The 26,195-nt window shown below is 41.7% G+C and carries 22 protein-coding genes and 1 tRNA gene; 15 read left to right on the top strand and 8 right to left on the bottom strand.

Annotated features, from left to right (window positions below):
• Positions 1 to 11: 11 nt before the first annotated feature.
• The 6 genes from prfA to FVA72_RS11890 are packed head-to-tail and all read left to right on the top strand — an operon-like array spanning position 12 to position 5,329.
• Positions 12 to 1,094 (top strand): peptide chain release factor 1, encoded by a 1,083-nt coding sequence (prfA, locus tag FVA72_RS11915; protein WP_004264135.1) that lies wholly within the window; start codon positions 12 to 14, stop codon positions 1,092 to 1,094.
• Positions 1,094 to 1,927, top strand: coding sequence for a peptide chain release factor N(5)-glutamine methyltransferase (prmC, locus tag FVA72_RS11910; RefSeq protein ID WP_094962514.1), 834 nt, complete (start codon positions 1,094 to 1,096; stop codon positions 1,925 to 1,927). Before prfA ends, prmC begins: the two co-directional genes overlap by 1 nt.
• Before the next feature lie 22 nt (positions 1,928 to 1,949).
• On the top strand, positions 1,950 to 2,759 hold the full coding sequence (gene sirB1, locus FVA72_RS11905) for an invasion regulator SirB1 (RefSeq protein ID WP_036958727.1): 810 nt from the start codon (positions 1,950 to 1,952) through the stop codon (positions 2,757 to 2,759).
• A gap of 45 nt (positions 2,760 to 2,804) precedes the next feature.
• The gene (gene kdsA / locus FVA72_RS11900) at positions 2,805 to 3,659 is read left to right on the top strand and encodes a 3-deoxy-8-phosphooctulonate synthase (RefSeq protein ID WP_004255137.1); all 855 of its coding nucleotides are present in this window, start codon (positions 2,805 to 2,807) and stop codon (positions 3,657 to 3,659) included.
• 12 nt (positions 3,660 to 3,671) lie between these two features.
• Positions 3,672 to 4,574 (top strand): TIGR01212 family radical SAM protein, encoded by a 903-nt coding sequence (locus FVA72_RS11895; protein WP_094962515.1) that lies wholly within the window; start codon positions 3,672 to 3,674, stop codon positions 4,572 to 4,574.
• A 20-nt stretch (positions 4,575 to 4,594) separates the two neighbouring features.
• Positions 4,595 to 5,329, top strand: a complete 735-nt coding sequence (locus FVA72_RS11890; protein ID WP_110591651.1) for a tetratricopeptide repeat protein — start codon at positions 4,595 to 4,597, stop codon at positions 5,327 to 5,329.
• A 50-nt stretch (positions 5,330 to 5,379) separates the two neighbouring features.
• Here FVA72_RS11890 and dauA read toward each other — a convergent pair whose 3' ends face one another.
• The 5 genes from dauA to FVA72_RS11865 all read right to left on the bottom strand — a co-directional run bounded on the left by dauA (position 5,380) and on the right by FVA72_RS11865 (position 12,767).
• On the bottom strand, positions 5,380 to 7,113 hold the full coding sequence (gene dauA, locus FVA72_RS11885; RefSeq protein WP_110591652.1) for a C4-dicarboxylic acid transporter DauA: 1,734 nt from the start codon (positions 7,111 to 7,113) through the stop codon (positions 5,380 to 5,382).
• Between the two features lie 688 nt (positions 7,114 to 7,801).
• Complete coding sequence (locus tag FVA72_RS11880) at positions 7,802 to 9,145, bottom strand: phosphatase PAP2/dual specificity phosphatase family protein (RefSeq protein WP_110591653.1); 1,344 nt, start codon at positions 9,143 to 9,145, stop codon at positions 7,802 to 7,804.
• Positions 9,146 to 9,325: 180 nt separating this feature from the next.
• Positions 9,326 to 11,092, bottom strand: coding sequence for a bifunctional alpha/beta hydrolase/class I SAM-dependent methyltransferase (locus tag FVA72_RS11875; RefSeq protein WP_110591654.1), 1,767 nt, complete (start codon positions 11,090 to 11,092; stop codon positions 9,326 to 9,328).
• Positions 11,093 to 11,101: 9 nt separating this feature from the next.
• Complete coding sequence (locus FVA72_RS11870; RefSeq protein WP_110591655.1) at positions 11,102 to 11,725, bottom strand: CDP-alcohol phosphatidyltransferase family protein; 624 nt, start codon at positions 11,723 to 11,725, stop codon at positions 11,102 to 11,104.
• Positions 11,726 to 11,963: 238 nt separating this feature from the next.
• On the bottom strand, positions 11,964 to 12,767 hold the full coding sequence (locus FVA72_RS11865; RefSeq protein ID WP_096864840.1) for a helix-turn-helix domain-containing protein: 804 nt from the start codon (positions 12,765 to 12,767) through the stop codon (positions 11,964 to 11,966).
• 153 nt (positions 12,768 to 12,920) lie between these two features.
• Here FVA72_RS11865 and FVA72_RS11860 point away from each other — a divergent pair, with 153 nt between their 5' ends.
• The 5 genes from FVA72_RS11860 (at position 12,921) to FVA72_RS11840 (ending at position 19,113) form a co-directional block, all read left to right on the top strand.
• A complete protein-coding gene (locus FVA72_RS11860; RefSeq protein ID WP_110591656.1) occupies positions 12,921 to 13,871 on the top strand; it encodes a 4-hydroxyproline epimerase in 951 nt (316 codons plus the stop codon).
• 9 nt (positions 13,872 to 13,880) lie between these two features.
• Complete coding sequence (locus FVA72_RS11855) at positions 13,881 to 15,128, top strand: NAD(P)/FAD-dependent oxidoreductase (RefSeq protein ID WP_110591657.1); 1,248 nt, start codon at positions 13,881 to 13,883, stop codon at positions 15,126 to 15,128.
• Positions 15,129 to 15,145: 17 nt separating this feature from the next.
• Positions 15,146 to 16,012 (top strand): 4-hydroxy-tetrahydrodipicolinate synthase, encoded by an 867-nt coding sequence (gene dapA / locus FVA72_RS11850; protein WP_110591658.1) that lies wholly within the window; start codon positions 15,146 to 15,148, stop codon positions 16,010 to 16,012.
• A gap of 8 nt (positions 16,013 to 16,020) precedes the next feature.
• Positions 16,021 to 17,505 carry an aldehyde dehydrogenase gene (locus tag FVA72_RS11845; RefSeq protein WP_110591659.1) on the top strand — a complete coding sequence of 495 codons (1,485 nt, stop codon included), beginning with the start codon at positions 16,021 to 16,023 and terminating at the stop codon, positions 17,503 to 17,505.
• 87 nt (positions 17,506 to 17,592) lie between these two features.
• Complete coding sequence (locus FVA72_RS11840; protein ID WP_110591660.1) at positions 17,593 to 19,113, top strand: alanine/glycine:cation symporter family protein; 1,521 nt, start codon at positions 17,593 to 17,595, stop codon at positions 19,111 to 19,113.
• An 8-nt stretch (positions 19,114 to 19,121) separates the two neighbouring features.
• Here FVA72_RS11840 and FVA72_RS11835 read toward each other — a convergent pair.
• Positions 19,122 to 19,209: transfer RNA gene (locus tag FVA72_RS11835), tRNA-Ser, on the bottom strand.
• Positions 19,210 to 19,546: 337 nt separating this feature from the next.
• Between FVA72_RS11835 and ghrA the strand changes: the two genes are divergently transcribed.
• Both ghrA and FVA72_RS11825 read left to right on the top strand, forming a co-directional pair.
• Positions 19,547 to 20,488, top strand: a complete 942-nt coding sequence (ghrA, locus tag FVA72_RS11830; RefSeq protein ID WP_110591661.1) for a glyoxylate/hydroxypyruvate reductase GhrA — start codon at positions 19,547 to 19,549, stop codon at positions 20,486 to 20,488.
• Between the two features lie 137 nt (positions 20,489 to 20,625).
• A complete protein-coding gene (locus FVA72_RS11825; protein ID WP_096864844.1) occupies positions 20,626 to 21,177 on the top strand; it encodes a TorD/DmsD family molecular chaperone in 552 nt (183 codons plus the stop codon).
• A 154-nt stretch (positions 21,178 to 21,331) separates the two neighbouring features.
• Here the strand turns inward: FVA72_RS11825 and FVA72_RS11820 are convergent, their stop codons facing one another.
• Both FVA72_RS11820 and mdtH read right to left on the bottom strand, forming a co-directional pair.
• Entirely contained in the window at positions 21,332 to 21,892 is a 561-nt protein-coding gene (locus FVA72_RS11820) for a lipoprotein (RefSeq protein ID WP_110591662.1), read from the bottom strand.
• 38 nt (positions 21,893 to 21,930) lie between these two features.
• Positions 21,931 to 23,136: a multidrug efflux MFS transporter MdtH gene (gene mdtH / locus FVA72_RS11815; RefSeq protein ID WP_004255096.1), complete on the bottom strand. Its 1,206-nt coding sequence runs from the start codon at positions 23,134 to 23,136 to the stop codon at positions 21,931 to 21,933.
• Positions 23,137 to 23,843: 707 nt separating this feature from the next.
• Here mdtH and rimJ point away from each other — a divergent pair.
• Together rimJ and murJ are read left to right on the top strand one after the other, a co-directional pair.
• Positions 23,844 to 24,431, top strand: a complete 588-nt coding sequence (gene rimJ, locus FVA72_RS11810) for a ribosomal protein S5-alanine N-acetyltransferase (RefSeq protein WP_094962953.1) — start codon at positions 23,844 to 23,846, stop codon at positions 24,429 to 24,431.
• A gap of 83 nt (positions 24,432 to 24,514) precedes the next feature.
• Positions 24,515 to 26,053, top strand: a complete 1,539-nt coding sequence (murJ, locus tag FVA72_RS11805) for a murein biosynthesis integral membrane protein MurJ (RefSeq protein WP_110591663.1) — start codon at positions 24,515 to 24,517, stop codon at positions 26,051 to 26,053.
• Positions 26,054 to 26,195: the final 142 nt, after the last annotated feature.

Here is a 26,195-nt window from a genome sequence, read left to right as displayed (position 1 = left end):
TTATATAACGAATGAAGCCTTCTATTGTCGCAAAACTAGAAGCATTACAAGAACGCTACGAAGAAATTGAAGCGCACCTTGCTGATGCAGGTGTAATTGCCGATCAAGACCGTTTTCGTGCTTTATCAAAAGAATATGCTCAATTGTCTGATGTCGCTAAATGCTTTAGCGCATGGCGCACAGTACAGGATGACATCGAAACAGCTGAAATGTTGTTAGACGATCCTGAAATGAAAGAAATGGCTCAAGAAGAGCTTAAAGAAGCCAAAGCGCGCAATGAAGAGCTCGAACAGCAATTACAATTGTTATTGCTTCCGAAAGATCCTGATGATGAATATAACTGCTTCGTTGAAATCCGTGCGGGAGCAGGGGGAGACGAAGCGGCAATTTTTGCGGGTGATTTATTCCGTATGTATAGCCGCTATGCAGAAAACAACCGCTGGCGCGTTGAATTAATGAGCACGAGTGATGGTGAACATGGCGGTTTTAAAGAAGTTATCGCGAAAATTTCCGGTGATAGCGTTTATGGTCGCTTGAAGTTTGAGTCAGGCGGTCATCGTGTTCAACGTGTCCCTGAAACTGAATCGCAAGGCCGTATCCACACTTCTGCTTGTACTGTGGCTATTTTACCTGAACTGCCAGAAGCTGAGTTACCTGAAATCAGCCCTGCGGACTTACGTATTGATACCTTCCGTTCATCGGGAGCGGGTGGTCAGCACGTTAACACCACAGATTCTGCAATTCGTATTACCCATATTCCAACAGGTATCGTTGTTGAGTGCCAAGATGAACGTTCACAACATAAAAACAAAGCGAAAGCGATGTCTGTGTTAGGTGCGCGTATTCGCCAAGCAGAAATGGATAAACGCCAAGCCGCGGAAGCCTCTGAACGTCGTAACCTGTTGGGTTCTGGTGACCGTTCTGACCGTATTCGTACCTATAATTTCCCTCAAGGCCGAGTGACTGACCACCGTATCAACTTAACGTTATACCGTTTGGATGAAGTAATGGAAGGAAAGCTGGATTCACTTATCCAACCTATCATCAATGAATACCAAGCAGACCAACTTTCTGCGTTGTCTGAGCAGGAATAATGCAATATATCGAATGGGTCAAGCAGGCAGCGAATCGGCTGTCTGCAAGTGACAGTGCGAAGCGAGATGCTGAAATTTTACTGGAACATGTCACAGGCCGCAGTCGTACCTATCTTTTTGCTTTTGGTGAAACGGAACTCAAAGCCGAAGAATTCCAACAAGCTGAATTACTTTTACAACGCCGTGAGAAAGGTGAGCCTATCGCCTATATTATCGGTGAACGTGAGTTCTGGTCTCTTCCTCTTTATGTCTCTCCTGCAACACTAATACCTAGGCCAGATACTGAATGCATTATTGAACAAGCATTATCTAGGCTAACAGAGCAAAAAAATCAAATTTTAGATTTAGGCACTGGGACAGGGGCTATTGCATTGGCTTTGGCGTCAGAGATGCAACAAAGTCAGGTTATTGGTGTTGATTTTAACCCTGATGCAGTTGCTTTAGCACAACGAAATCAGCAGCGTTTGAATATTTCAAATGTCAAATTTATACAAAGTAATTGGTTTTCTTCACTATCAATTCAACAATTTGATATGATTATCAGTAATCCACCCTATATTGATGAAAATGATATGCACCTCAGTGAAGGTGATGTGCGATTTGAGCCGTTAACCGCTCTAGTGGCGAAGGATGAAGGCTTAGCTGATTTAATGCATATCATTAAAGAATCTAAAAAGTATCTTAAAAATCAAGGGTGGTTGCTTCTTGAGCATGGCTGGACACAAGGTCTTGCGGTGCGTGATTTATTTAAAGTACATGGGTACACCAAAATTGAGACTTGTCTTGATTATGGTGGAAGAGAGCGAATTTCACTCGGTCAATGGAATGGTTAAGTGGCGTAGCAGTGGGAATGTAATGAAAACCATAGCGAATATAGAGTTTAATCAACTCCCTTTAAGTGAAGGGATCATGACTGTGTCACAATGTATCCGTCATGATTTCCCGCTGATGAAAGTGCAAGCTCAGTTAGATAGCTTAGTATCATCAGCCAAGTCTTGTATCGATTTAACTGCTGATAATGAAACAAAAATTCAGCAATTGACTTCACTTTTCTACCAAGAATGGTCGTTTGGTCCAGCTGAAGGAATTTATTTGTTATCGGATATGCTGTGGTTAGATAAAGTATTGTCATCTAAGCAAGGTACACCAGTGACACTCGGTGCTATCTTCTTGTATGTTGCCGAACGCCTTGGTATTGCGATTTATCCCGCTATTTTTCCTACGCAATTATTATTTATCAGTGAAAGAAATGATGGCAGCCAATGGGTAATTAACCCTGTTAATGGCGAGTCTTTATCATTACACACATTAAATTTATGGCTCAAAGGAACAGTTGATCCTTTTTCTGAATTTTACCATGACCAACTGGATGTAGCAGAAAACAGCGTTGTCATTCGTAAAATTTTTGACACATTAAAAGCGTCATTAATGGAAGAGAAAAAGATGGAATTAGCGTTGCGGGTTTGTGAAACGCTTCTGACTCTTGACCCTGAAGACCCTTACGAAATTCGTGACCGAGGGTTAATTCTGGCACATTTAGACTGTAATCATGTGGCATTGAGCGATCTCAATTATTTTATTGAGCATTGCCCAGAAGACCCTGTTTCTGAAATGATTAAAATACAAATTTATTCGCTGGATAACCATCCGGTCGTATTACATTAATTAACATACAGGCCTATCCCCTGTTTTAATATTTAAGGTAAGAGTATGCAACAGAAAGTAGTCAATATTGGTGATATCAATGTCGCGAACGACTTGCCGTTTGTGTTATTTGGTGGAATGAATGTATTAGAATCCCGCGATATGGCGATGAAAGTGTGTGAGCATTATGTCACGGTGACACAAAAGCTGGGAATTCCTTATGTTTTTAAAGCGTCATTTGATAAAGCAAATCGCTCATCAATCCACTCTTATCGTGGCCCTGGTCTTGAAGAAGGAATGAAAATATTCCAAGAGTTGAAACAAACATTTGGCGTAAAAATCATTACGGATGTTCATGAGCCAGCACAGGCCGCCCCTGTTGCTGAAGTCGTTGATGTTATCCAATTACCTGCGTTCTTAGCACGCCAAACAGATTTAGTTGCGGCAATGGCTAAAACAGATGCAGTAATTAATATTAAAAAACCACAGTTTATCAGCCCAGGGCAAATGGGGAATATCGTCGAGAAATTTATCGAAGGCGGTAATGATAAAATTATTCTTTGCGACCGCGGTGCGAACTTTGGTTATGACAATCTAGTGGTTGATATGCTTGGCTTTAATGTCATGGTCCAAGCATCAAAAGGCTGTCCTGTCATTTTCGACGTAACCCATGCACTGCAATGCCGCGACCCGTTCGGTGCAGCATCTGGTGGCCGTCGTGGCCAAGTTGCTGAGTTGGCAAGAGCTGGAATGGCGGTTGGAATAGCAGGTTTATTCCTTGAAGCGCATCCAGACCCAGACAACGCACGTTGCGATGGCCCATCAGCACTGCCATTAGATAAGCTGGAACCATTCCTGAAACAAATGAAAGCAATTGACGAAGTTGTAAAAAGCTTCCCAGAGTTAGATACAAGTCGCTAAGTTAGGCGGTTTATGCAACTCACTGAAGTCGTTTCTATGTTCGGCGCTGATTTACAGCGCCGATATGGTGAAAAAATCTATAAAATCACCTTACATGGTGGCTTTAATTGCCCGAACCGTGATGGCACCCTTGGGCGAGGAGGCTGCACTTTTTGTAATGTGGCCTCTTTTGCTGATGAAAGTCAGTCATCTCAAACTATTAGTGAACAAATTCACCAACAGATCACCCGAATTTCCCGCGCAAAACGTTATTTAGCTTATTTTCAAGCCTATACCAGCACTTATGCCGAAGTAAGCCTATTAAAACAACTTTATGAAGAAGCCTTACTGCAAGCCGATATTGTTGGTTTATGCGTAGGAACTCGCCCTGACTGTGTCCCTGAATCCGTTTTGTCTTTGTTAGGCCAGTATCAACAGAAAGGCTATGAAATATGGCTTGAGCTAGGTTTACAAAGTGCTCATGATAAAACACTACATCGTATTAATCGTGGCCATGGTTTTGATGCATACCGACAAACAACGCAAAAAGCCCGTAGCCTTGGATTAAAAGTGTGTACGCATTTGATTTGTGGATTACCCGGGGAAAATGGCCAAATGAACATGGAAACACTTGATAAAGTGCTTGAATGCGGAACGGATGGTATCAAATTACATCCGTTACATATTGTTGAAGGCAGTGTGATGGCCAAAAGTTGGCGAGCAGGGCGCTTGGCAACGCTTTCTCTTGATGAATATACCCAAACTGCTGGTGAAATGGTACGTCATACTCCGACTGACATTGTCTACCACCGTATCAGTGCAAGTGCAAGAAAGCCAACTTTGCTCGCCCCGAACTGGTGTGAAAATCATTGGGTGGGAATGAATAATTTATATCAATATTTCTTAAAATGGGGAGGGCAAGGCTCCGCGCTTTGACTTCTTTAATGAGAACAACTATGAAATCAAATTTTTATAAAGCTATTATCGTTTCATCTCTAATTACGTTTTCTTTTCAAGCTGCCGCTCAACTTGATATTACTCCTGAAGTTAAACAAAAATTCGTACAAACTTACCAAAAAGCAGTCAAGAAAGATGCCCTTGCTCAGTACCAACTTGCTCAAATGTATTTTTCCGGTTTAGGTGTCCTACAAAATTTTAATAATGCGCGTTTATGGGCAAATGAAGCGGCAAAAAACGGTAATGCGGATGGTTATGCATTATTGGCGGATATCAATCTATTAAGTGATAGTTACTTTTCGCAGGAATTGGCTGATGCCCGTAAATACGCGACAAAAGCGGTTGAAATGGGCAGTACGCGCGGAAAAATCAGTTTAGCAGAGTCATTGATAAATCCAATTGCAGGCAAAACGGATTATCAACAATCTATAGAACTTCTTAATGAAGTTAATGCGTTAAATAACCCGGATTATTTTATTGCTCCAATTTTACTTGGTGTTATCTATTTAGATGGCAAAGGCGTTGCAAAAGACGAAAAGCAAGCACAGCAATGGTTTGATAAAGCAAATGAGATGACTTATCCAGGCTATGCAGAGTGGATGGCTGCGTTTAGATTTTCTGAAGATAACACAGGAACGGTGACCATCGACCAAGTTAAAGCAAAAAAATTAAGGGAAATAGCCTGCGAAAAAGGAAAAAATGCAGGGAATGAGATGTTTTGTTTTAGTGAGTGATAGCTAAACCGCCATGTGAAATAGCATGGCGGTTTGCTTTGATACCTAAGTTAAGGCGTTGTTGTTGATTTTTCTGTGTCGATAGAACCTGCCTGTTCGATAGCTTTAACGGCTTCAAGTGCATGATCCATTGAATTATAAAAGCTCAATACGCCTTCAATAGGTGTCACTTTCGCTCTTGCCAAAGTTTTTAATGGCTGGAACGGAATGTCACAAACTAAGACATGGGTATCTTTGCGTACGGCATCTATGAATTTTTCGAAAGCTTCTAAACCACCTGCATCTAAAACCGGCACTGCGTCCCATTGCATAATAATGGTTTCATAACCTGCGCTTTTGACACGCAATTCATCGAAAATACGCTCAGCAGCAGCGAAAAATAACGGGCCATTTATTCTTACGACTAAACGGCTTCGCTCTTCGTCTGTTTCTGCGAGTTGTGTTGAACGGGTCATATTGGCAATACGCCGCATGAACAATAATGACGCGAGAACAATCCCGACAGTGATAGCAATAACCATATCAAATAGAACAGTTAGAGACATACATAGTACTAATACAATAATGTCATCTTTTGGCGCGCGTTTAATCAGGTAAACGACTTTGCCCGCAGCACTCATGTTCCAAGCCACTATCAATAGTAATGCAGACATTGCGGCTAATGGCAGATAAGAGAGCATTGGTGCAAGAACTAATAATGTAAGTATCACCAGTATTGAGTGAATAATCGCAGAAATGGGGGATGTAGCACCTGCACGGACGTTAGCTGCAGAGCGTGCTATTGCAGCGGTTGCTGTGATCCCACCAAAAAAAGGCGCCGCAATGTTCCCCACACCTTGGCCAATAAGTTCACTATTGGAATGGTGCTTGGTTCCTGTCATGTTGTCCAATACTACAGCACATAACAGTGACTCAATTGCGCCAAGTACCGCCATAGAAAATGCTGCAGGCATTAATGCGGTGATCATCGCCCAGTTGATTGGCGCACTTCCGGGGAGTTCCCATGGCAAAATAAACTGCGGTAGGATAGGGGGAATACCATTACCTTCAGTACCATCAGGCAATAAATAGCTAAATTCAGAACCGATAGTCGCGACTTCCATACCAAATAATGAAAGTACCCACATGACGAAAGTCCCGACAATAAGGGCTGGCAAATGGCCGGGAAGTTTTAATTTTAGTTTAGGCCAGAAGATAAGCACCAAAAGGGTTGAAAGACCAATTAGTGTGTCACTGTACTGAAAAGTGGGGAAGGTATTGCCAATAGCAATGAGCTTATCAACATAGTTTTCTGGGACATGCGCCATTTGCAAGCCAAAGAAATCTTTAATTTGCATGGTAGCAATGGTGATAGCAATTCCCGAAGTAAAGCCTAAGGTGACAGAAACGGGTATGTATTCAATAAACTTACCAAAGCGAGCAAACCCCATCGCAAGAAGTATGACACCCGACATCAATGTGGCGACTAATAACCCACTTAATCCAAATTGTTGAGAGACAGGATAGAGGATCACCACAAAAGCCGCTGTGGGGCCTGAAACGCTATAGCGTGACCCACCAGTTACCGCGATGACGATCCCAGCAATCGCGGCAGTATAAAGCCCGTATTGAGGCGGAACACCGCTAGCGATAGCCAAAGCCATTGCGAGGGGGATAGCGATAATACCCACGGTAATACCCGCGATTAAATCCTTAATAAAGCGGGTAGCCGTATATTTTTCTTTCCAACAAGAATCTATTAGCGCACTAAAAGGGCGCAACCTATTAATTTTTTTTGTACTCATTATACCCTACCAAATAACAGGGTGAAAAATAAACGAAAGATGTACCTATAAGGATACGCTTAGCAATCTAAAAAAAATCTGTTATGTATCAATGAATCTGCAATTATCATAACGTTTTCAGTAACAAAAGTAAAAAACCGTTATATTATAAAGAAAAATAGTTAGAGTACATTTTATATGGCTATTTTTCTTTTTTAGACTGTATATGTGAATGATGTAATCGTAATTTTATTTTTTAAGTAGTAATTATAAATCATTATAAATAAATAATTAGTCAACACGTATAATGGCTAGATTGTTATGATTGCTACCAATAATCCTATCCATTGCAGTAGTACTAGCCCAAGAGCACGTATGAAAAGACGTTTAGTCCCAGACCACCTTTGCTGCATCGTACAATGTTTAATTTTGCTTGGAAATAAAAAATTTAAAGCGTTATCAAAATGTTCTGTTTCATTATGTGTGTAGATAATTTTAAAGAAATGGTTATCTAGCCATAGGCGATATATATAATATTGGCAAATTATAAATATAATTACATTGACGAATAAAATATATTTAGGGTAATTAGAATCCAAAAATAAACTTAATTGGCAAAATAATGCTAATACAGACCCTACAGCGAAATAACGCCAACTATGAGTCAAAATAGTGATGACTTCACCTTGTTGTTTATTCATCAATGTATTCATTTTTTCACTCGGTTTAGGTGGTAATGGGTATACCAATAATTCAGCTGCTCTATCGTTGCTGTATTTAAAATCACTTGTGGGCGAGTTTGCTCAACTAATACTACGGCCCCTTCTATATTTTTAGCATCACCATGATGTACCAGCCATGCAACAGCCACAGTCGCACTTCGTGAGTAACCTAATTTGCAATGAATATATACCGCACCGTGTTTTACCAACTCATCCATAGTATGGACTGACTTTTCGATATCTTCCGCGCTTAGAGGTAACAAATCAATTTGCGGTTGGCTACAATATTTCAGCCCTTTACTGTAAGAATTGCGAGGCCATTCGCAAGTCATATCTAAAACAGCTTGAGTTTGCAAAGCGTAAAGCGGGCGCCCTCCCAAAACAATATGTTTACTGACAATACTGGGTTGTGCGCAGTGCTTAGCGAAGTAATGATAGGTTCCCCAAGCAATCAGCCGGTATGGCAGTAATAAAATAGCAGCTGAAGGGGAAATATTACCTTCCGGTTTTTTTTGGAAAACGCTGGCTCCGGCTCCTAAGTAGCCAAGGGTAATAAAAAAGAGGGCAATAGCAGGCCATAATAGTAACCAAGCGAACCCTTGGAAGGTAAAAGCAAGAATAAAACAAGCAAGAGAACCGGCTCCATAGTTTTTACTCATTTTAAAACTGCGAGGAGAACCTGTGTAATGCCATTGCCAATGGGTTTGTATAGGAAGTAAATAGCTAATTAATAGGCCAACGACAAAGCCAGTGATGACATCAATAAAGTGGTGTTGCCATGTGGTTAGAACTGAAATTAAAATTAAAACAGACCAACTATGAAGCAACCAGCGCCATTTTGTTGGTGTATGTGCTCGAAAACGTAACCATAGGATCCACAATAAAATAATATGTAATGAAGGGGCTTGGTTAAAGGGGAGATCAAATAGCTCTAGGCTGTTAAACATCCAGCCCAATAGGCCATCAGTGCTTGGTCGAGGGAAACTAAACTTTAGTGGAAATAGCAAAAAACCAATACAAGCAACAAGAGAAGCCGTGATCAGCCGTAAGCCGTGGATGGTTTGTTCTTTACGGGTCGTGCAAATAAATAATGATAACCCATAGAATAAGTCAATGCTCCAATAGGGAATGATAGTCCAAGGAAGAAATGGGATATGTGTTTCCCAAGAAAAAACGATAGAGGGAACCTGGTCTAACGTTGCGGTATAGGTATTGACTTGGCCATAAGTTAAGAAGAAAAAAGGTGCTAGAAAAACTAACCATAGCAAACCAGACAGTATTATTTTGCGTCGAGGTACAACCTGTTGAGGTTCGCGGGTTGCAGTTATCATCCTTTATCCTATTCCTTAAATGTCAACGAACTGGTGGTGATATTAGTAAATGATTGGGAAAACAAATAACGCTAAGCAGCATAGGTGCTTTGCTAACAATAAACAACGGCTATCATCTAAAGTTGAAGTAAGTGATTGATGGCAATAATGTGTCACCAATCACTCTGGAGGATAACTAGATTAACGCCGTCTAGCTATAGATACGCTGAATATGCCCCAGTTATCAATTGATTGGTTTAGTTTTTCAAAGCCCGCTTCTTCAACTAAAGCATCCATTTCGCCTTGGCTACGGCAACGCATAACCCATGCTTGCCCACCTTGGTGGCTTGGGAGTACCCGGGCAATCATTTCAACTTGAGGGTGCCATGGTTGACAGGTATAAATTAATAGCCCGCCAGATGGAATTGCCCGAGAAAGCCCATTTAATGAAGCCTTTATCATTTCATTATTGGGGAACAGCTCATACAAACCACTGACGATGCCAATTGTTGGCGATGGTGAAACCGCAGCTAGATCATCGGCATCAAAAGCATTACCTTCAGTAAATTGGATTTTGTCTTCAAGGTAACGTTCTTTTATATGTAATCGCCCTTGCTCAACATTGATAGGGCTATAGTCTCTTAGCAGGACGGACTCGACTTTTCCATAGTCATTAATCGCATCAAAAATATAACGACCTTGGCCTGCGGCAATATCCATAATTCGCACGGGAGTCCCTTTCTCTGTTAGGTCACGAATAGCCTGCCGAATGATGTTTTCAATATTGACTTTGCGTTGGCGTATTCCTTGCCAGCCAATACTGTTGAGATATTGCCTATCAATCACACGGGCAAACAAGCCTTTCCCCTGCGCTTTATCGCGATATACGTAATCAAGGGTCGAACCTGAATCAAACCCTTTATCATAACCAATACGAATACCTTCAGAAGCTTTGCCAAGTGTGCTCATTGATTTGCTCATAATTTTATAAGCAAGATTTTTGGGACACCATTTAGGTAATGGTGTCATGAGTGAACGATATTTTTCAGCGCTGACACTCCACGTATCTTCATATTGATAATTATGTTGGTAGCGCGGTAAGGCGAATAATTTGCCAATAAACTCACGGATTTTCTCAAGTGGGATATGGCGTTCTTTTTCACCTAAAGTGTCATGATAAAAACCGGGTAATATATGCTTTTCTTTTATTGGGGTGTTTAATTTTTCAAAAAACTGATGTTGAGGCCGGTGGTGAACAACGTGGTCGCTACCCGAAATAAATAGTTGAGTGGGCAAAGTAATTGCACCCGCATCAGCAACGATGCGATCAGCCGTTTTATACAGCTCAAGTAAAATATTGACGGCAATAGGGCGAGTGATCAATGGGTCGCGATTAAACGAATCAATTCGTTGTGCATCGTGAGTGAGAAATTTAGCTTTAACATACGAATTTACATAGAACAAGCCTCGAGCCTTTTGCATTAAAGCAAGCCCTGTTCGGGCAAATGGAACATACAATTTAACTTTAAATGCAGGGGAGGCGAGTACCATCCCTCGAATTTTGGGGGCGTAGTCATGAACCCAAGCGGAGACAAGAACGGCACCAACACTTTGCCCAATGACAATGATATTTTCTAACGGAATATTATATTCAGCGGAAATGTAACGCACAAACTCATCGACATCATTGATGGATGTGCTTAGTGAAGGGCTATAACCTCGAGGGCCATCATTTCTACCATGGCCACGGGCATCCCATGCAAACATAGCATAGTCAGGTAAATTGAGTTCATCGACTAAATGGGCGACTCGGCCGGAATGTTCATGGCCTCGATGAAATAAAATAATCGCTTTGTTGGTCGGCGTTTCTGTTGGCCAATGTCGATAAAAAAGAGAAGTATGGTCACTGGTGGTAAATTGGGACTCAATAACGGGACGTTGCGTCAGATAATCTGTCTGAACGTTCATAATTCTTCCTTAATTATTATTCGCAGGTGTAGATAATTCACAAAGAGCACGGCGAATACGGTTATAGCAAGTATAAAACAGCAACAAAGTTAAAAGGATAAACAGATAATTTACCCAACTAGAAAAGATAATCTGTGGAAAAATGCTAACGAGCAGTCCTAGCGTACCAAAAATAAAGGCTCGATCACTTTTACCAATAGGGCCGTCATAGCGCCGAGATGCACCAATTGATTGAGCGATAACGCCAATAAACTCAGTGAGTAGCGCAAGAAATAGAATTAATAAAATAAGCCAAAATGCTTGAGGGAAAATAACGGCAAATGGTGAGTAGAGTGCGACATCTGAAATGACATCACCAAGCTCATTTAATATTGCACCCAGATGGCTTTTCTGGTTGTGTTCTCTTGCTAACATGCCATCAATCGCATTGAGTGCCATACGAATAAACAGAACGAAAGGTAATAAAATAAACAGGTGCGGATTTGGAATGAACAGTAATAGCATTCCGCTGATCACGGATAAAAGTAAAGCCGCCAAGGTGACTTGGTTGGCGGTAACTCCCATACTAAATAACTTATGAACAATTGGACGAAGCAGATCTTGAAATTTAGGTTTCAGATCGTAAATGGTCATTGAGTGTTCCTTTCTCGTCACTGCACAATGATGCAGCTTTGGGATATATCAATACCCGATTGATTGATGTCTGCAATAAGAGCTATCTTAAGTTAGAAAATAACCAAGGAATATAGCTGTGTTATTTTAGTAAAAAATTATTCTAACTATTTGAATAATTAACTAAAAAAATTTAATAAAATTAAATGGAATGGATTTATTCACGTTGAGGAAAACAGATTAACAATATGATACCCGATCACGTCAATATCTTTTGTTTATCGATTTTTGAACGCATTCGTTTAAATTGGCTGGGTGTCATTGTGGTCATTTCTTTGAATTTACGGCAAAAAGCGCTGTGATCAGCGTAGGCACATTTACTGGAAATCTCAGTGATTGAAAAATCATCTTCGAGCAGTTCAATAGCATGTTCAAGCCGCATTTTTTGAATATATTGCTGGGGGGTTATCAAAAAAATAGCTTTAAACTGGCGGTTTAATTGGGAAAGGGAGAGGCCAGATATTTCAGCAAGAGTTGTCATTTTTATAGCAGTATCAAAATGTTCACTAATATGGCGTTCAACACGGCTAAGCTGGTTGTTCAGCTTAGGACTGACAGATTTTACATCTTGTAAATCCACTGAAATTCCTGCAACCCCAATAACCTGGTTACGTGTATTAAAAATAGGAACCTTAGTCGTTAAGCACCATCCCAACAAACCCGCTTTATACAGGTGAAGCTCTAGTTTATTAATGACGCTAATTTTCTTTTCCATCACTAAATAGTCCTGAGAACTATAGCTTTGGCCGAGTTCCGAATGAAAAATATCCTCAGCGCCTTTACCAACGAGATGATTAACACTGTCGATTTTACAACGAGTAGCTAGATTATCATTAGCTAATAAATACTTTGCATTATGGTCTTTTATAAAAAAAGTCACATTAGGCAAGGTATTAATTAGAGGCATGATTAAACCTAAATGATTTAATAAAACGTCAATATTATCAACGGGAAACAGCATGTTTTCCTGACTAATCAATAGCAATTTATTTAGATTGATCATGCTGCGCTCCGAAATATTAAATTAATCTTACTAATTCTGTTAAATATTTTGAGATTGTGCAGAAAACCGCATAAGTTTGTTAGAAAGATATCAAGAGTTGTTAACAAAAATCAAGCATTCTATTAACAATGATAATAAATAGGATGCTAGCTGATGCAATCTCAATATACCAAAATTGAAGTTATCGATTCCCATACCGCAGGCGAGCCAACTCGGCTAGTCATTGATGGATTCCCTGATTTAGGGCAACAAAGCATGGCATCGAGATTGGAGCAATTACGCAAGCAACATGATGTATGGCGTAAAACCACCATTTTAGAGCCACGTGGCAATGACATTCTTGTTGGCGCATTACTCTGCAAACCACAAAACCCAGCGGCAACAGCAGGTGTGATTTTTTTTAACAATCAAGGTTATCTGGGAATGTGTGGCCACGGCACTATCGGTTTAGTGGCCTCGTTGCATTTTCTCGGTCATATCACTTATGGCAAACATCTTATTGAAACTCCGGTAGGAGATGTGACGGCGCAACTACACCAAGATGGTAGCGTGAGCATTCAGAATGTTTATTCATATCGTTATCGCAAAGCGGTACAAGTTAATGTTCCAGACCTCGGCCCCATTACTGGGGATATTGCTTGGGGCGGAAATTGGTTTTTTCTTGTTGAACAGTCACCAGTCGCCATTGATTACCAAAATATTAAATTACTGACAGAAGTCAGCTTAAAGATTAAACAAGCCTTAGCTGATCAAGGTATCTACGGTAAAGATGACCAAGAAATTGACCATATCGAATTATTCGGTTCATACCCCAATGCTAATAGTCAAAGTTTTGTTTTGTGCCCTGGTGGCGCTTATGACCGCTCGCCTTGTGGAACGGGGACCAGCGCCAAACTTGCCTGCTTAGCGGCAGATAAAAAACTGGCAGCTGGTGAAATCTGGCATCAAGCCAGTGTTATTGGTAGCCAATTTCAAGCCAGTTTTCAGCAGGCAGATGAAAACGGCATTATTCCTACTATTCGCGGACATGCCTATATCAGTGGGAAAAATACCTTATTGATAGATGAACAAGACCCATTTCGGTTTGGAATTTCGGTGGCATAGGGGAATGAAATGGAACGCAAATATCCAGTGATTGTAGTGGGTGGCGGTATTATTGGCCTGAGTATTGCGCTGACAGTTCAAGCTAATGGGGCAAACGTATTGTTGCTTGATAAACATGAAATTGGCCAAGGCGCCTCATTTGGCAACGCAGGGCATATTGCGACAGAACAAGTTTTTCCGATTGCTGACCCGAGTGTCTTAAAATCACTTCCAAAAATGCTACTTGACCCATTAGGGCCTTTGCGCTTGGATTGGCGTTATCTATTACCCTTAACCCCTTGGTTAATAAAATTATTGGGTAATATGCGCCATAAGCCTTTTACTCATATTCATCACACCTTAACGACATTAAATAGTGCCGCTTTTGATTCATGGCAAGCATTTATTCAAAAATGGCAATTAAGTGACCTTGTCAAAATGAAGGGGTCACTGTTGGTGGCTGAGAAAAAAGAAACTCTCGATAAATTAAGTCAGCACAGTGAGTACCTACAAAGTATTGGTGTGACAAATCAATTGATTGGTCAAGATGCGCTACTCACACGCGAACCTGCTTTATCTGAAAGCCAAATTGGGGGCATTTTTTATCCAGATACAGGCCATGTTGTGGATTTATGTGCATTACACCAAAAGTTGACCGAGGCGTTTTTACAAGCGGGTGGGCAAGTATTAACCCACTGTGAAGTAACAGAAATTATATCAACATCGAATCAACAAGCAGTATTGACAACGACCCAAGGGCAGTTCACAGGACAAAAAATTGTTATTGCAGGTGGCGCATTCTCTAAATCATTAGTCAAAATGGTCAGCCGCATCAAAGTGCCACTTGAAACAGAGCGTGGTTATCACTTGATGTTGCCGAATGAATTAGGCCGTTTATCAATACCAGTATCAAGTATGGATAGGCGTTTTATTATGACGCCAATGTCTCAAGGGTTACGCCTTGCAGGAACCGTGGAATACGCAGGGCTAAAGCGCCCCGCAAATATGCAGCGTGCTCAACATTTTCTTCCGTTAGCACAACCAATGCTCAAAGAAGCATTAAATAGCCAACAATCGACATCATGGATGGGGTTTCGCCCATCCACATCAGACTCATTGCCAGTTTTAGACCACAAAGGCCCCTATATTTTTGCATTTGGTCACCAACACTTGGGGTTAACCCAAGCGGCGATCACCGCAGATATTGTAAATAGTTTTATACATCAGCAGCCGACAAGTATCGACTGTACCCCTTTTTCCATTGAACGATTTCTTTAATTTTGAGGAGAATTCAAATGAATTTCCATGGCATTCTTGTTCCTTTAGTGACCCCGTTTCATGATGATTTAACACTAAATGTCAGTGCACTTGCTGAATTAACTGAAAAACTTATTGAGCAAGGTGTTACCGGTTTAGTAGTTTGTGGAACAACAGGGGAATATTACGCTTTAAATGAAGATGAACGTAAAACCGTGTTATCTACCGTTTGCAAGATTGCAAAAGGGCGAGTGGCATTAATTGCGGGCATTAACGACTTATCAACCGAGGGGGCAATTGCACGCGTGAAACAAGCTCAAGAGCTCGGTTATGAAGGGTTAATGTTATCGCCTCCGCCGTATAGTCTGCCGGACCAGCAAGGGGTGTATGCCCACTATGAAAAAGTCGCAAAATCAACACCATTACCCATTATTATGTACAATTTTCCCGCTCGGATTGGTATTGAAATCGACATTGAAACGGTCATTAAGTTAGCTGAAATTGACAATATTGTCGCCATCAAAGAAAGCAGCGGTAGCTTTAGCCGAGCATTGCATCTATTACAAACACCATTCAAAAATTTCGAGGTTATTTGTGGCTGTGATGACCAACCTGTGGATTTCTTCTTTTGGGGTTCGAAAAGTTGGATAGCGGGGGCGGGGAACGTATTCCCAGCAGAGCAAGTTGCTATTTTTAATGCAGCACAGGCAGGTGACTGGCAACAAGCGAAGCAAATTATGACTGAAATCTATCCTGCAATTTACTCAATGGAGTCAGGGAACTATAACCAAAAAGCTAAGGCGGGTTGCTTGAATGGAACGTTCAATGTTGGCCCGGTTCGTTTGCCTCTGTCAAATCTAGCGTCTCAAGAACGCGATGAATTCATTAAATTAATTAAACGCTAGGGGGAAATATGACCATGACCCAACAGCAGGTGTTTGAACGTGCAAAACAAGGGAAACTGTGGGCGGGCAATTTAATTGCAGGGCACCCAGAACAGCAAAATAAATTAGAAAACCGTACTCCAATCGATAATAGTGTTATTGGTTTTATTGCTGACGGTGATGCGAACGATATTAATGCCGCGGTACAGGTAGCGCGTAACACATTTAATCAAGGTGAATGGCGCGGATTATCGCCTCAAGAACGTAAAGTTATCATGCTTAAATGGGCTCATCTCATTGAAAAACACAGTGAAGAACTTGCTGCGCTAGATTGTATTGATGCAGGTAAGCCTATCACTGAATGCTTAAATACGGATTTACCCGCAACGATTGACACCTTTTATTGGTATGCCGAAGCGATTGACAAACTGTTTGGTAAAATTGCACCAACAAGCCATCAAGAATTGGGGTTGATAGTGCATGAGCCTATTGGCGTGGTTGGTGCAGTGTTGCCGTGGAATTTCCCTGCTCAGATGTTTGCATGGAAAGTGGCACCCGCTCTCGCGGTAGGCAACTCGGTGATTGTGAAACCTGCCGAATTAACCTCATTAAGTGCTTATCGTATGGTGGAACTGGCCTATGAGGCAGGAGTCCCTAAAGGCGCATTAAGTCTAGTCTGTGGGTTAGGTGAAAAAGTCGGGGAAGCTCTTGGCCGCCATCATGATGTGGATGTTGTGTCATTCACCGGTTCAACAGAGGTAGGGCGTTTATTCTTAAAATATTCAGCAGAAAGTAACTTAAAAGAAATTGTACTCGAATGTGGGGGAAAAAGCCCTCAAGTGGTGTTTGAAGATGCCAATATTGAGGCGGCAATTCCGCATATTATGGCGGCTGCCTTTTGGAATATGAGTGAAAATTGCAGCTGCGGTTCTCGCTTAATTGTGCATGAAAGCATCAAAAAAACACTATTAGAGAAGCTTGCCGCCGCCGTTAAAGAATGGAAAGTCGGCGACCCAAGGCATGCGGATATTTCAATTGGGCCAATGGTCGAACAAGCTCACTTTGAAAAAGTGAAATCATTTTTAGATACCACATTAAAAGAGGGCGGAAAACTCATTGCTGGAGGGAAGGTCCATCATGAATTGGGGGCTGGATGGTATATCGAACCGACAATTTTTGATGAAGTCACTCCTGAAATGTCACTATTTAAGCATGAAGTTTTCGGCCCTATTTTAGCCGTTACATCTTTTAAAACTGATGATGAAGCGGTCGCTTTGGCCAATAACACTCAATATGGTTTAGCGGCTTCATTTTATAGCCAAAATATTCACCGAGCCATGCAAATTGCACAGCGCATTAACGCAGGTACCGTTTCAGTCAATGGCTTTAGTGAAGGCGATATTACAACGCCGTTTGGTGGCTTTCGTCAATCAGGCTTTGGCGGTAAAGACAACGGGTTAGAGGCATTTGAGCAATACACTCAAACCAAGGTTATCTGGTTTATTCATCAATAAAAACGTTGGCCTGAGTACCTTATTGGACTCAGGTTTTTTTTACCCTGCAAATACAAATAAACAATTACAATAACGAAGGAGTACAAAATGGAAGCCATCGTTAATACAATCGTTGGTTACATCTGGGGTAATGCATTAGTGGTGTTATCGCTAGGTGTTGGGCTCTATTTTACATTAGCGACTCGCGGTGTACAGTTTCGCTATCTCATTAAAATGGTATGTTTGTTAAAGGAAAATAAAGCGTCAAAAGAAGGAATTTCCTCCTTCCAAGCATTCTGTTTAGCATTATCAGGGCGTGTAGGGGTAGGTAATATCGCGGGGGTGGCGACAGCCATTGCCGCAGGCGGCCCCGGTGCAATCTTCTGGATGGTTGTCATGGGGCTATTGGGAGGAGCAAGTGCATTTATCGAATCCACACTTGCTCAAGTATACAAGCAACGCTCTGATGGCCAATACCGCGGAGGCTCCCCTTACTATATCGAGAAAGGGTTAAAACTGAAGCCATTTGCCATTATAGTGGCTGCGGTTATTTGCCTATCTTATGGAGTACTGGTTCCGGGGATTCAAGCCAATACCATTGCTGATTCCTTTCAAACTGCATTTAACTTACCCCCAATTGCGACAGGCGGCATTGTGACAGTGCTGATGGCATGGTTAATCTTTGGTGGTGTAAAACGTATTGCGAGTGCAGCAGACAAGATCGTGCCAATTATGGCATTGGCGTATATCGTCATGATGGTGATCATCTTGGGCAGCCATTACGAACAAGTGCCAGGTATGTTCAGTTTAATTTTCCGTAGTGCGATGGGAATGGACGCTGTATTCGGTGGTATTGTTGGTACGGCTGTTTCATGGGGTGTGCGTCGTGCCGTTTTTTCCAACGTGGCAGGTGCGGGTGAAGCCACATTTAGTTCTGCGGCAGCCGAGGTAAGCCACCCTGTAAAACAAGGGTTAATTCAAGCGTTTTCTATTTATATCGATACTGTCGTTGTGTGTACTGCATCAGGTTTGATGATCCTTGTCACCAATATGTATAACGTTTTTCCAGATGGTTCAGCGACTGCCTTAGTCGAATATGTTCCCGGGGTTGCCGCGGGGACCGCATGGACACAAATGGCGGTATCAACAGTCTTTACTTCTGCAGGGTCGGGATTTGTCTCAATCGCCGTATTTTTATTCGCTTTCACAACCTTGATGGCTTATTACTATATTGCAGAAACCACGATTGTTTATCTCGATAGAAAATTGGGTTACCCCATTTTGAAATTGATACTTAAATTTGTATTTCTGATTATTGTTTTCATGGGAAGCGTCCAGTCAGTGAGCTTAATGTGGAGCCTTGGCGATATTGGGTTCGGTAGTATGAGTTACCTTAATCTTATTGCCATAGTCTTCCTGTCAAAACCGGCATTACGAGCACTGCGTGACTTTGAGCGGCAGGAAAAACTAGGCGTTGATCCGGTATTTGACCCAAAAGTCGCTGGGATAGAAAATGCAGAGCTCTGGGAAGATATAAGCCGCGAATATCACGAACAAGGAATTGGTATAGAACCGAAAGAGAAAAAAAATCAAGGGATGGCATATCAAGAAGAAGAGAGGAAAAACTAGAAGAAAAATGGCGGTGAGGGAGGGATTCGAACCCTCGATACGTTGCCGTATACACACTTTCCAGGCGTGCTCCTTCAGCCTCTCGGACACCTCACCGTTTTTCTAAATCTGTTGTGGAGTAGGGAATAAAAACCTGCTCTGCAACGGGGCGCTACTATAGGGAAAATAGCGTCTAACGTCAACTCCCTATTTATCCTTTTTCCGACTTTTGTTGCTGTTTAGCTAAATAAAAAACAATTTGATTATTATCTAATCTTAAATGTTATCAGCTAAGGTGAATAATACGTTTAATGTTAATTTGAAACGGCAAGTCGTGAAGATAAAAAGCGTTAGCTAGTTAACAAAATTCTGATTGAATACAGTGTATAGGTTTGATTAGCTTGAAAAGAAATGCCATTCGGCACACTCTGTTAGAAACTAAAGAGGAGTTGCCATGAATATTTTATTTTACCATCCATTTTTTGATTCAAAACAGTGGATTGACGGCATGAAAGCGCGATTACCCCAAGTGAATATCCGCCAATGGGAAAAAGGGGATAACCAAAGTGCAGATTACGCTATGGTTTGGTTACCGCCTTATGAATGTCTCGCTGGTCGCAGTGATTTAAAAGGTATTTTCGCGTTAGGTGCAGGTGTGGATGCTATTTTAAAGCAAGAACAAGACAAACCTGGGACCTTACCGGCAGGCGTTCCTGTAATGCGTTTGGAAGACACTGGAATGGCGATTCAAATGGAAGAATACGCTTGTGCAAAAGTGTTAAGCTACTTTCGTCGTATGGATGAGTACCGCCAATTACAATCACAGCGACAATGGAAGCAATTACCAGCCTACCAACACGAAGATTTTGTCATTGGTGTTATGGGAGCAGGGGCATTAGGGCAAGCGGTTGCAAAACGCTTAGTCAGCTTTGGTTTTCATGTAAGAACATGGAGTCGCTCTGAAAAACAACTTGATAACGTAAAAAGCTATTTTGGTAATGACCAATTAGCTAGCTTTCTTTCTGGAACCCGTGTGATTATTAATCTTCTGCCAAGCACGCCAGAAACGGTGGGAATTTTAAACCAGCAACTATTTAGCCAATTAGAGCAAGGGGCATATGTTATCAACCTTGCACGTGGTGCTCATCTGATTGAGCAAGATTTGCTTTTAGCGCTTGAATCAGGGCAAGTTGCAGGTGCTGCGCTTGATGTTTTTGCGAGTGAACCGTTATCGCAAATGCACCCGTTCTGGACGCATCCACGCATCGCTATCACGCCCCACGTTGCCGCCTTTACAAAACCGAAAGAAGCTATGGATATGATTGTCAGTAATATCCAGCGCATCGAAGCTGGCCAAGCTCCTATTGGTGTGGTTGATATGCAACGCGGTTATTAGTCACTTCTTTGTTGCGAGTGGTCTTTGTGAACACTCGCAATCATCACCCCTAATATCTTTCCTATTTTTTCGATATACTGAAAGTAACTGCTTCGGTCACGAGGTGTGACTACTGAATCTGAAAAATAGGATAATATATGAACGAATTTTCAATCGTCTGCCGTATTTTGGGGACACTATTTCAACGTAGTCCCTCTGATAGCCTCGTAAAGCCGCTTATTGATATGATTGCTCAAGATAAATTAAAAGGATCATGGCCATTGGAGCAAGATGAATTATGGTCGCGCATGGCAAAAGATCTCGATATCAATGCGGTTAATGCGGATTACCAAGCCCTGTTTGTAGGTGAATCCCCAGCAGTTTCAATGCTAGCGAATGATTACGATTCTGAAATTACAGAAGCAGAAGTTCGCGAATTTTTAACGGTGAGAGGAATGTCCCTGACGAATGCACCTGCGGATGCTTTTGGTGCGTTACTACTCGCGGCTTCTTGGTTGGAAGACCAAGCGGCAGAAGATGAAACAGCCGCCCAAGAAGAATTATTTGATAGCTATATTCTTAGCTGGTATGGCAGCTTTCTAGGTAAAGTTGAAGCGCATGCTACAACCACGTTCTATCGTACTTTAGCTCAAATTACGCGTGATGCAGTTATTGCTCTGCGTGATGAGCTTGACTCAGAAACCGAATAGTTGTGACGCCGTCACTTTTTTATGATGATGTTACTTATGTTTTAGTCAGCGGTATTGATTAATAATTTTGTTTGAGGATTGAATAAGTCAGAAAGGCAACAGATTTTTTGTTGCCTTTCATGCTTTTATCAATCGAAATAATTTATGGTTAAAATTAATCAACTAATGGAATGACAAGTTTGCCCGGTTTGATTTCAAGCCCTTTAGCCAATTTCTTTGCGGTTGCTTCAGCAGCACCATTATCTGGATTTAACACATAAACAGGCTGAGTTTCAAAGAAAGTTTCAAGGGAACTATTTAAGTAAGGAATAACAGCTGACATAGCCGTATCCATATTTTCGGGTGTTACCTTGTAACTGCTAATATTTAACTCTTTTAAGTAAATTGAGCCGGTTTTGGCGTCAAAATAAGGACGAGCAGTGAGGGTCAGGTTAATTTGTGCTTCTACTTTACCAATCAGCGAGTCTAATTTAACGCTTGCATCCCCTGTCAATGCGACTTTTCCAGGCTCACTGCGGCCGATTTCTGATTTTAAATTAGCGAGTTGAATATCCGCATCAGCAAAGCCAGTAATGCCGACCTTGTGGTCATATTTTACTTTATTAGCAAGATAATCATTAATTTGTGATTCACTAATACTAAACTCAGATAATTGACTACAACCCGATAAGAGAGTGAGAAAGCCCACCATAGCGGCGATTATAAACTTCTTCATAAAGACTCCTTTTACAGTAATACCGCTAGTTTAGCGCATTACTGCCCACTCAACATGACTGTTTCAATTTTTTTACGGTTAAATTGCTTATGCAGTGCCCATAAAGTGATAAAACCGATGATCCCTAATAAGAACCAAGGTAATTGTGGCATATTCCATTGGTGGCCAATATCGTACATCCAGCCGCCACCGGTGTAACCGACAGCTCCGCCTAAAGCAAGGCCTAAGCGGCTAAAGCCCATATAGCTCCCTCTGGCTCTTGGGTCAGCAAGTGATGCGCTTAGTGTTTCTCTAGCGGGGTCGGCAGTCACAGTACCTAAATAAAATAGGCAAATAAGGGCAAATAGCGTGTTGAGTGAGGTTGTCATGCCAATTGGAAACATGCTGAGACTCATTAAAAATAGCCCGGCCATGAGCCGTTGCTCAAGGCGAAAATGTTTTTCGCTCCAACGAGCAATAGGGTAAAGCAATGTTAAGGATATCGCTGCTTCAATCGCATACATCCATTTGACGGCAGTTGGCGTCCCTGCTAACTCATTGACAACAATAGGAAACATAAGCATCACTTGTACTGACAACATAAAATAGCCAGCTAAAGTGACTACATAAGTCACAAAGCGTTTGTCTTTTAGTACGCGGCCCATACCTTCTTTAATAGGGGTTCTGATGGTTGATATTCGATAAGCAGGTAACAACCAAGCATTACAGATAGCAGCAATAATAAAAACAGCAGCGCCAACCCAGCAGACATAATGGAAGTCATATTGTAATAACCAACTACCAATCAACGCGCCAATAACGGCTCCAGCACTGTCTTGCATTAAGAGTAAAGAATAAAAACGGCCGCGTTCATAAGGGCGAGTTAATTTAATAACTAATGCGGTTCGTGGGGGATCAAACAAGGTTCCACCCAGTGCAGAAAGGACGCAAGATAACCATAAAACCCAAGGGTCATGGGCCACTGCCATCACTGCAAAACCACTGGCACGTAATAGCATTCCAATAACAATCATGGGTTTCGCACCAAACCGGTCAGCGATAGCACCGCCAAAGATACCTAAACCCTGTTGAACAAACTGACGAAGCCCTAAGGCAAAACCCACCACCACGGCGGCCCAACCCAGTTGATCAACAAAACGAATGGAAATAAGCGGAAAAACAACAAAAAAGCCGAGGACAACCAACATGTTGTCAAGCAAAAGGAAATACTTACCAAGGCTTCTTGCCCGTGACACCTGCGCCATGAGACACCATCAGAAAAATAGCAAAGAGGGAATGATGCTTAAAATTAGTTATTAATAATATCAGTATATTGAGGTTTGATAGATGATATTTTTTTATCGATAAATATTCGTCATACTTCACTCTGTGATGGTGTTGACTGCGTTCGGCTCCTTGGGTCACATACTTGAGTATGCTCCCCAAGCTATCCTCTCTGGTCGCCTAGTCACAGAGCGAATTATTTAGAATATTGATAGGGGGCCATACTTCACTCTGTGACGGTGTTGACTGCGTTCGGCTCCTTGGGTCACATACTTGAGTATGCTCCCCAAGCTATCCTCTCTGGTCGCCTAGTCACAGAGCGAATTATTTAGAATATTGATAGGGGGCCATACTTCACTCTGTGACGGTGTTGACTGCGTTCGGCTCCTTGGGTCACATACTTGAGTATGCTCCCCAAGCTATCCTCTCTGGTCGCCTAGTCACAGAGCGAATTATTTAGAATATTGATAGGGGGCCATACTTCACTCTGTGACGGTGTTGACTGCGTTTGGCTCCTTGGGTCACATACTTGAGTATGCTTCACAATGAAGGCATCTAGTGATGTATTCATATTTTAATTTACGTAACATATTTTTCGTGAATGAATTGTAAGCTACACTTTAACGTTCTAAGTTATTGGCTTAGAACTAAAGAAAATATCTGGCTTTTTATTAATTAAGGGTTAACGATGTTTGGTTATCGTTCAAATGTACCGAAAGTGCGTCTTGTCACTGATAGAATGGTTATTCGTTTGACTTACGAACGTGATAATTATCGACTAGCTGATTATTACAGTCTGAATAAAGACTTTTTAATTCCGTGGGAACCCATCAGGGACAACTCTCATTACCAGCCCGCTGGCTGGCATAATCGGTTACAAGTCATGAATGAAATGCATCGAGAAGGAAGTGCTTTCCATTTCTTACTATTAGATAAAGAAGAAAACGAAGTTATGGGGGTAGCGAACTTTAGTAATGTATTGCGCGGCTCATTTTATGCCTGTTACTTAGGCTATTCACTAGGTGAAAAATGGCAAGGACAAGGTCTAATGTATGAAGCGCTAACCCAAGCGATTCGTTATATGCAACAACACCAAAAAATGCACCGAATTATGGCAAATTATATGCCTCATAATATGCGTAGTGGTCATTTATTGACTAAGCTTGGCTTTGAACGTGAAGGCTATGCAAAGCAATACTTACAAATTAATGGTGAGTGGCGTGACCATGTATTGACGGCATTGACAGATAACACTTGGGCGCTGAATAAAGCCTAAATTCCTAATTTACTTTTCAATCGTAGTCAGTTGCAGCGCTCGCTGTTAAACTGATGCGATTGTATTCTTTTAGTCTATCAATCATGAATTTATTAAAATCGTTGGCGGCAGTAAGCTCCATGACCATGATGTCTCGTGTGCTTGGGTTTATTCGCGACGCCATTATCGCTCGAGTTTTTGGTGCAGGAGCCGCGGCGGACGCCTTTTTTGTCGCATTTAAGCTACCGAATCTTTTACGTCGAATTTTTGCCGAAGGTGCATTTTCACAAGCTTTTGTCCCAATACTGGCGGAATACAAAAATCAGCAGGGAGAAGAGGCCACTCGTACATTCGTCGCTTATATTGCTGGGATGCTAACCCTCGTGTTAGCGATCGTAACTATCCTTGGTATGATTGCCGCCCCTTGGATCATTTATGTCACCGCACCTGGATTTACCGACGATGCTGACAAATTTGCGCTGACGACAGATCTTTTACGAGTCACATTCCCTTATATTTTTCTGATCTCTCTGGCCTCTCTCGCTGGGGCTATCCTGAATACTTGGAACCGTTTCTCAGTCCCTGCATTCGCGCCAACATTGCTCAATGTCAGTATGATCATTTTTGCTGCTTTTGCAGCCCCATACTTTAACCCACCCATAATGTCATTAGCATGGGCAGTGCTGGTTGGCGGTGTTTTGCAACTGGTCTATCAGCTACCACACCTTAAAAAGGTGGGCATGTTAGTGCTACCGCGCTTATCATTTCGTGATAGTGGGGTTTGGCGTGTAATGAAAATGATGGGTCCCGCTATTATCGGGGTTTCTGTTGCGCAAATTTCTTTGATTATCAATACGATATTTGCCTCTTTTTTACAATCTGGTTCAGTATCATGGATGTACTACGCCGATAGGCTAATGGAGTTACCATCAGGGGTACTTGGTGTAGCTCTTGGAACGATTTTATTGCCATCACTTGCGAAAAGCTTTACGAGTGGCAACCAAAACGAATATCGTCACTTGATGGATTGGGGGTTACGCCTTTGTCTGCTACTGGCACTACCTTGTGCGTTAGGGTTGGCGATACTCTCTGAAGCATTAACCGTATCTTTATTCCAATACGGTAATTTTACGGCGCATGACTCACTTATGACACAATATGCCTTAATTGCCTATTGTGTCGGGTTAACTGGGATGATTTTGGTGAAAATTTTGGCACCAGGTTTTTATTCACGCCAAGATATTCGTACCCCAGTGAAAATTGCGATTGTCACGTTAATCTTAACGCAACTGATGAACTTAGCCTTTATCGGGCCATTACAACATGCAGGTTTAGCTTTATCCATTGGGTTAGCTGCCTGTTTTAATGCGGGAGTTCTCTATTGGCAATTGCGCAAGCAAGATATTTTTCAGCCTTTAGCGGGCTGGAAAGGGTTTATCGTTAAACTATTGATAGCGTTAATTGTAATGGGTGCCGTGCTATTTGGTGTCTTACATTTTATGCCGTCTTGGCAAGAAGGTAATATGCTGATGCGTATGCTACGTTTGATAGGCGTCGTGATTGTTGGTGCGGGAAGTTATTTTGTTGCTTTATACGTGCTCGGGTTCCGCCCTCGTGATTTTATGAAACGCAGTATTGCCTAATTAATAAGTATGTCAATGACCTTAAAAGCCCAATTTTAATGAGGAGAGCTCATAAAATTGGGCTTTTTTATCTATGTAATCTACGTAGTTAAGGTGCCAACAGGCATAAATTCTTTCCCTTCAATTTCTAATTATCTACTCA

The organism is Providencia sp. PROV061 (assembly GCF_011045655.1).
Lineage (GTDB): Bacteria > Pseudomonadota > Gammaproteobacteria > Enterobacterales > Enterobacteriaceae > Providencia > Providencia hangzhouensis.
Note: the sequence above shows the minus strand (reverse complement) of the source record. Positions and strands in the feature narration are given on the sequence as shown.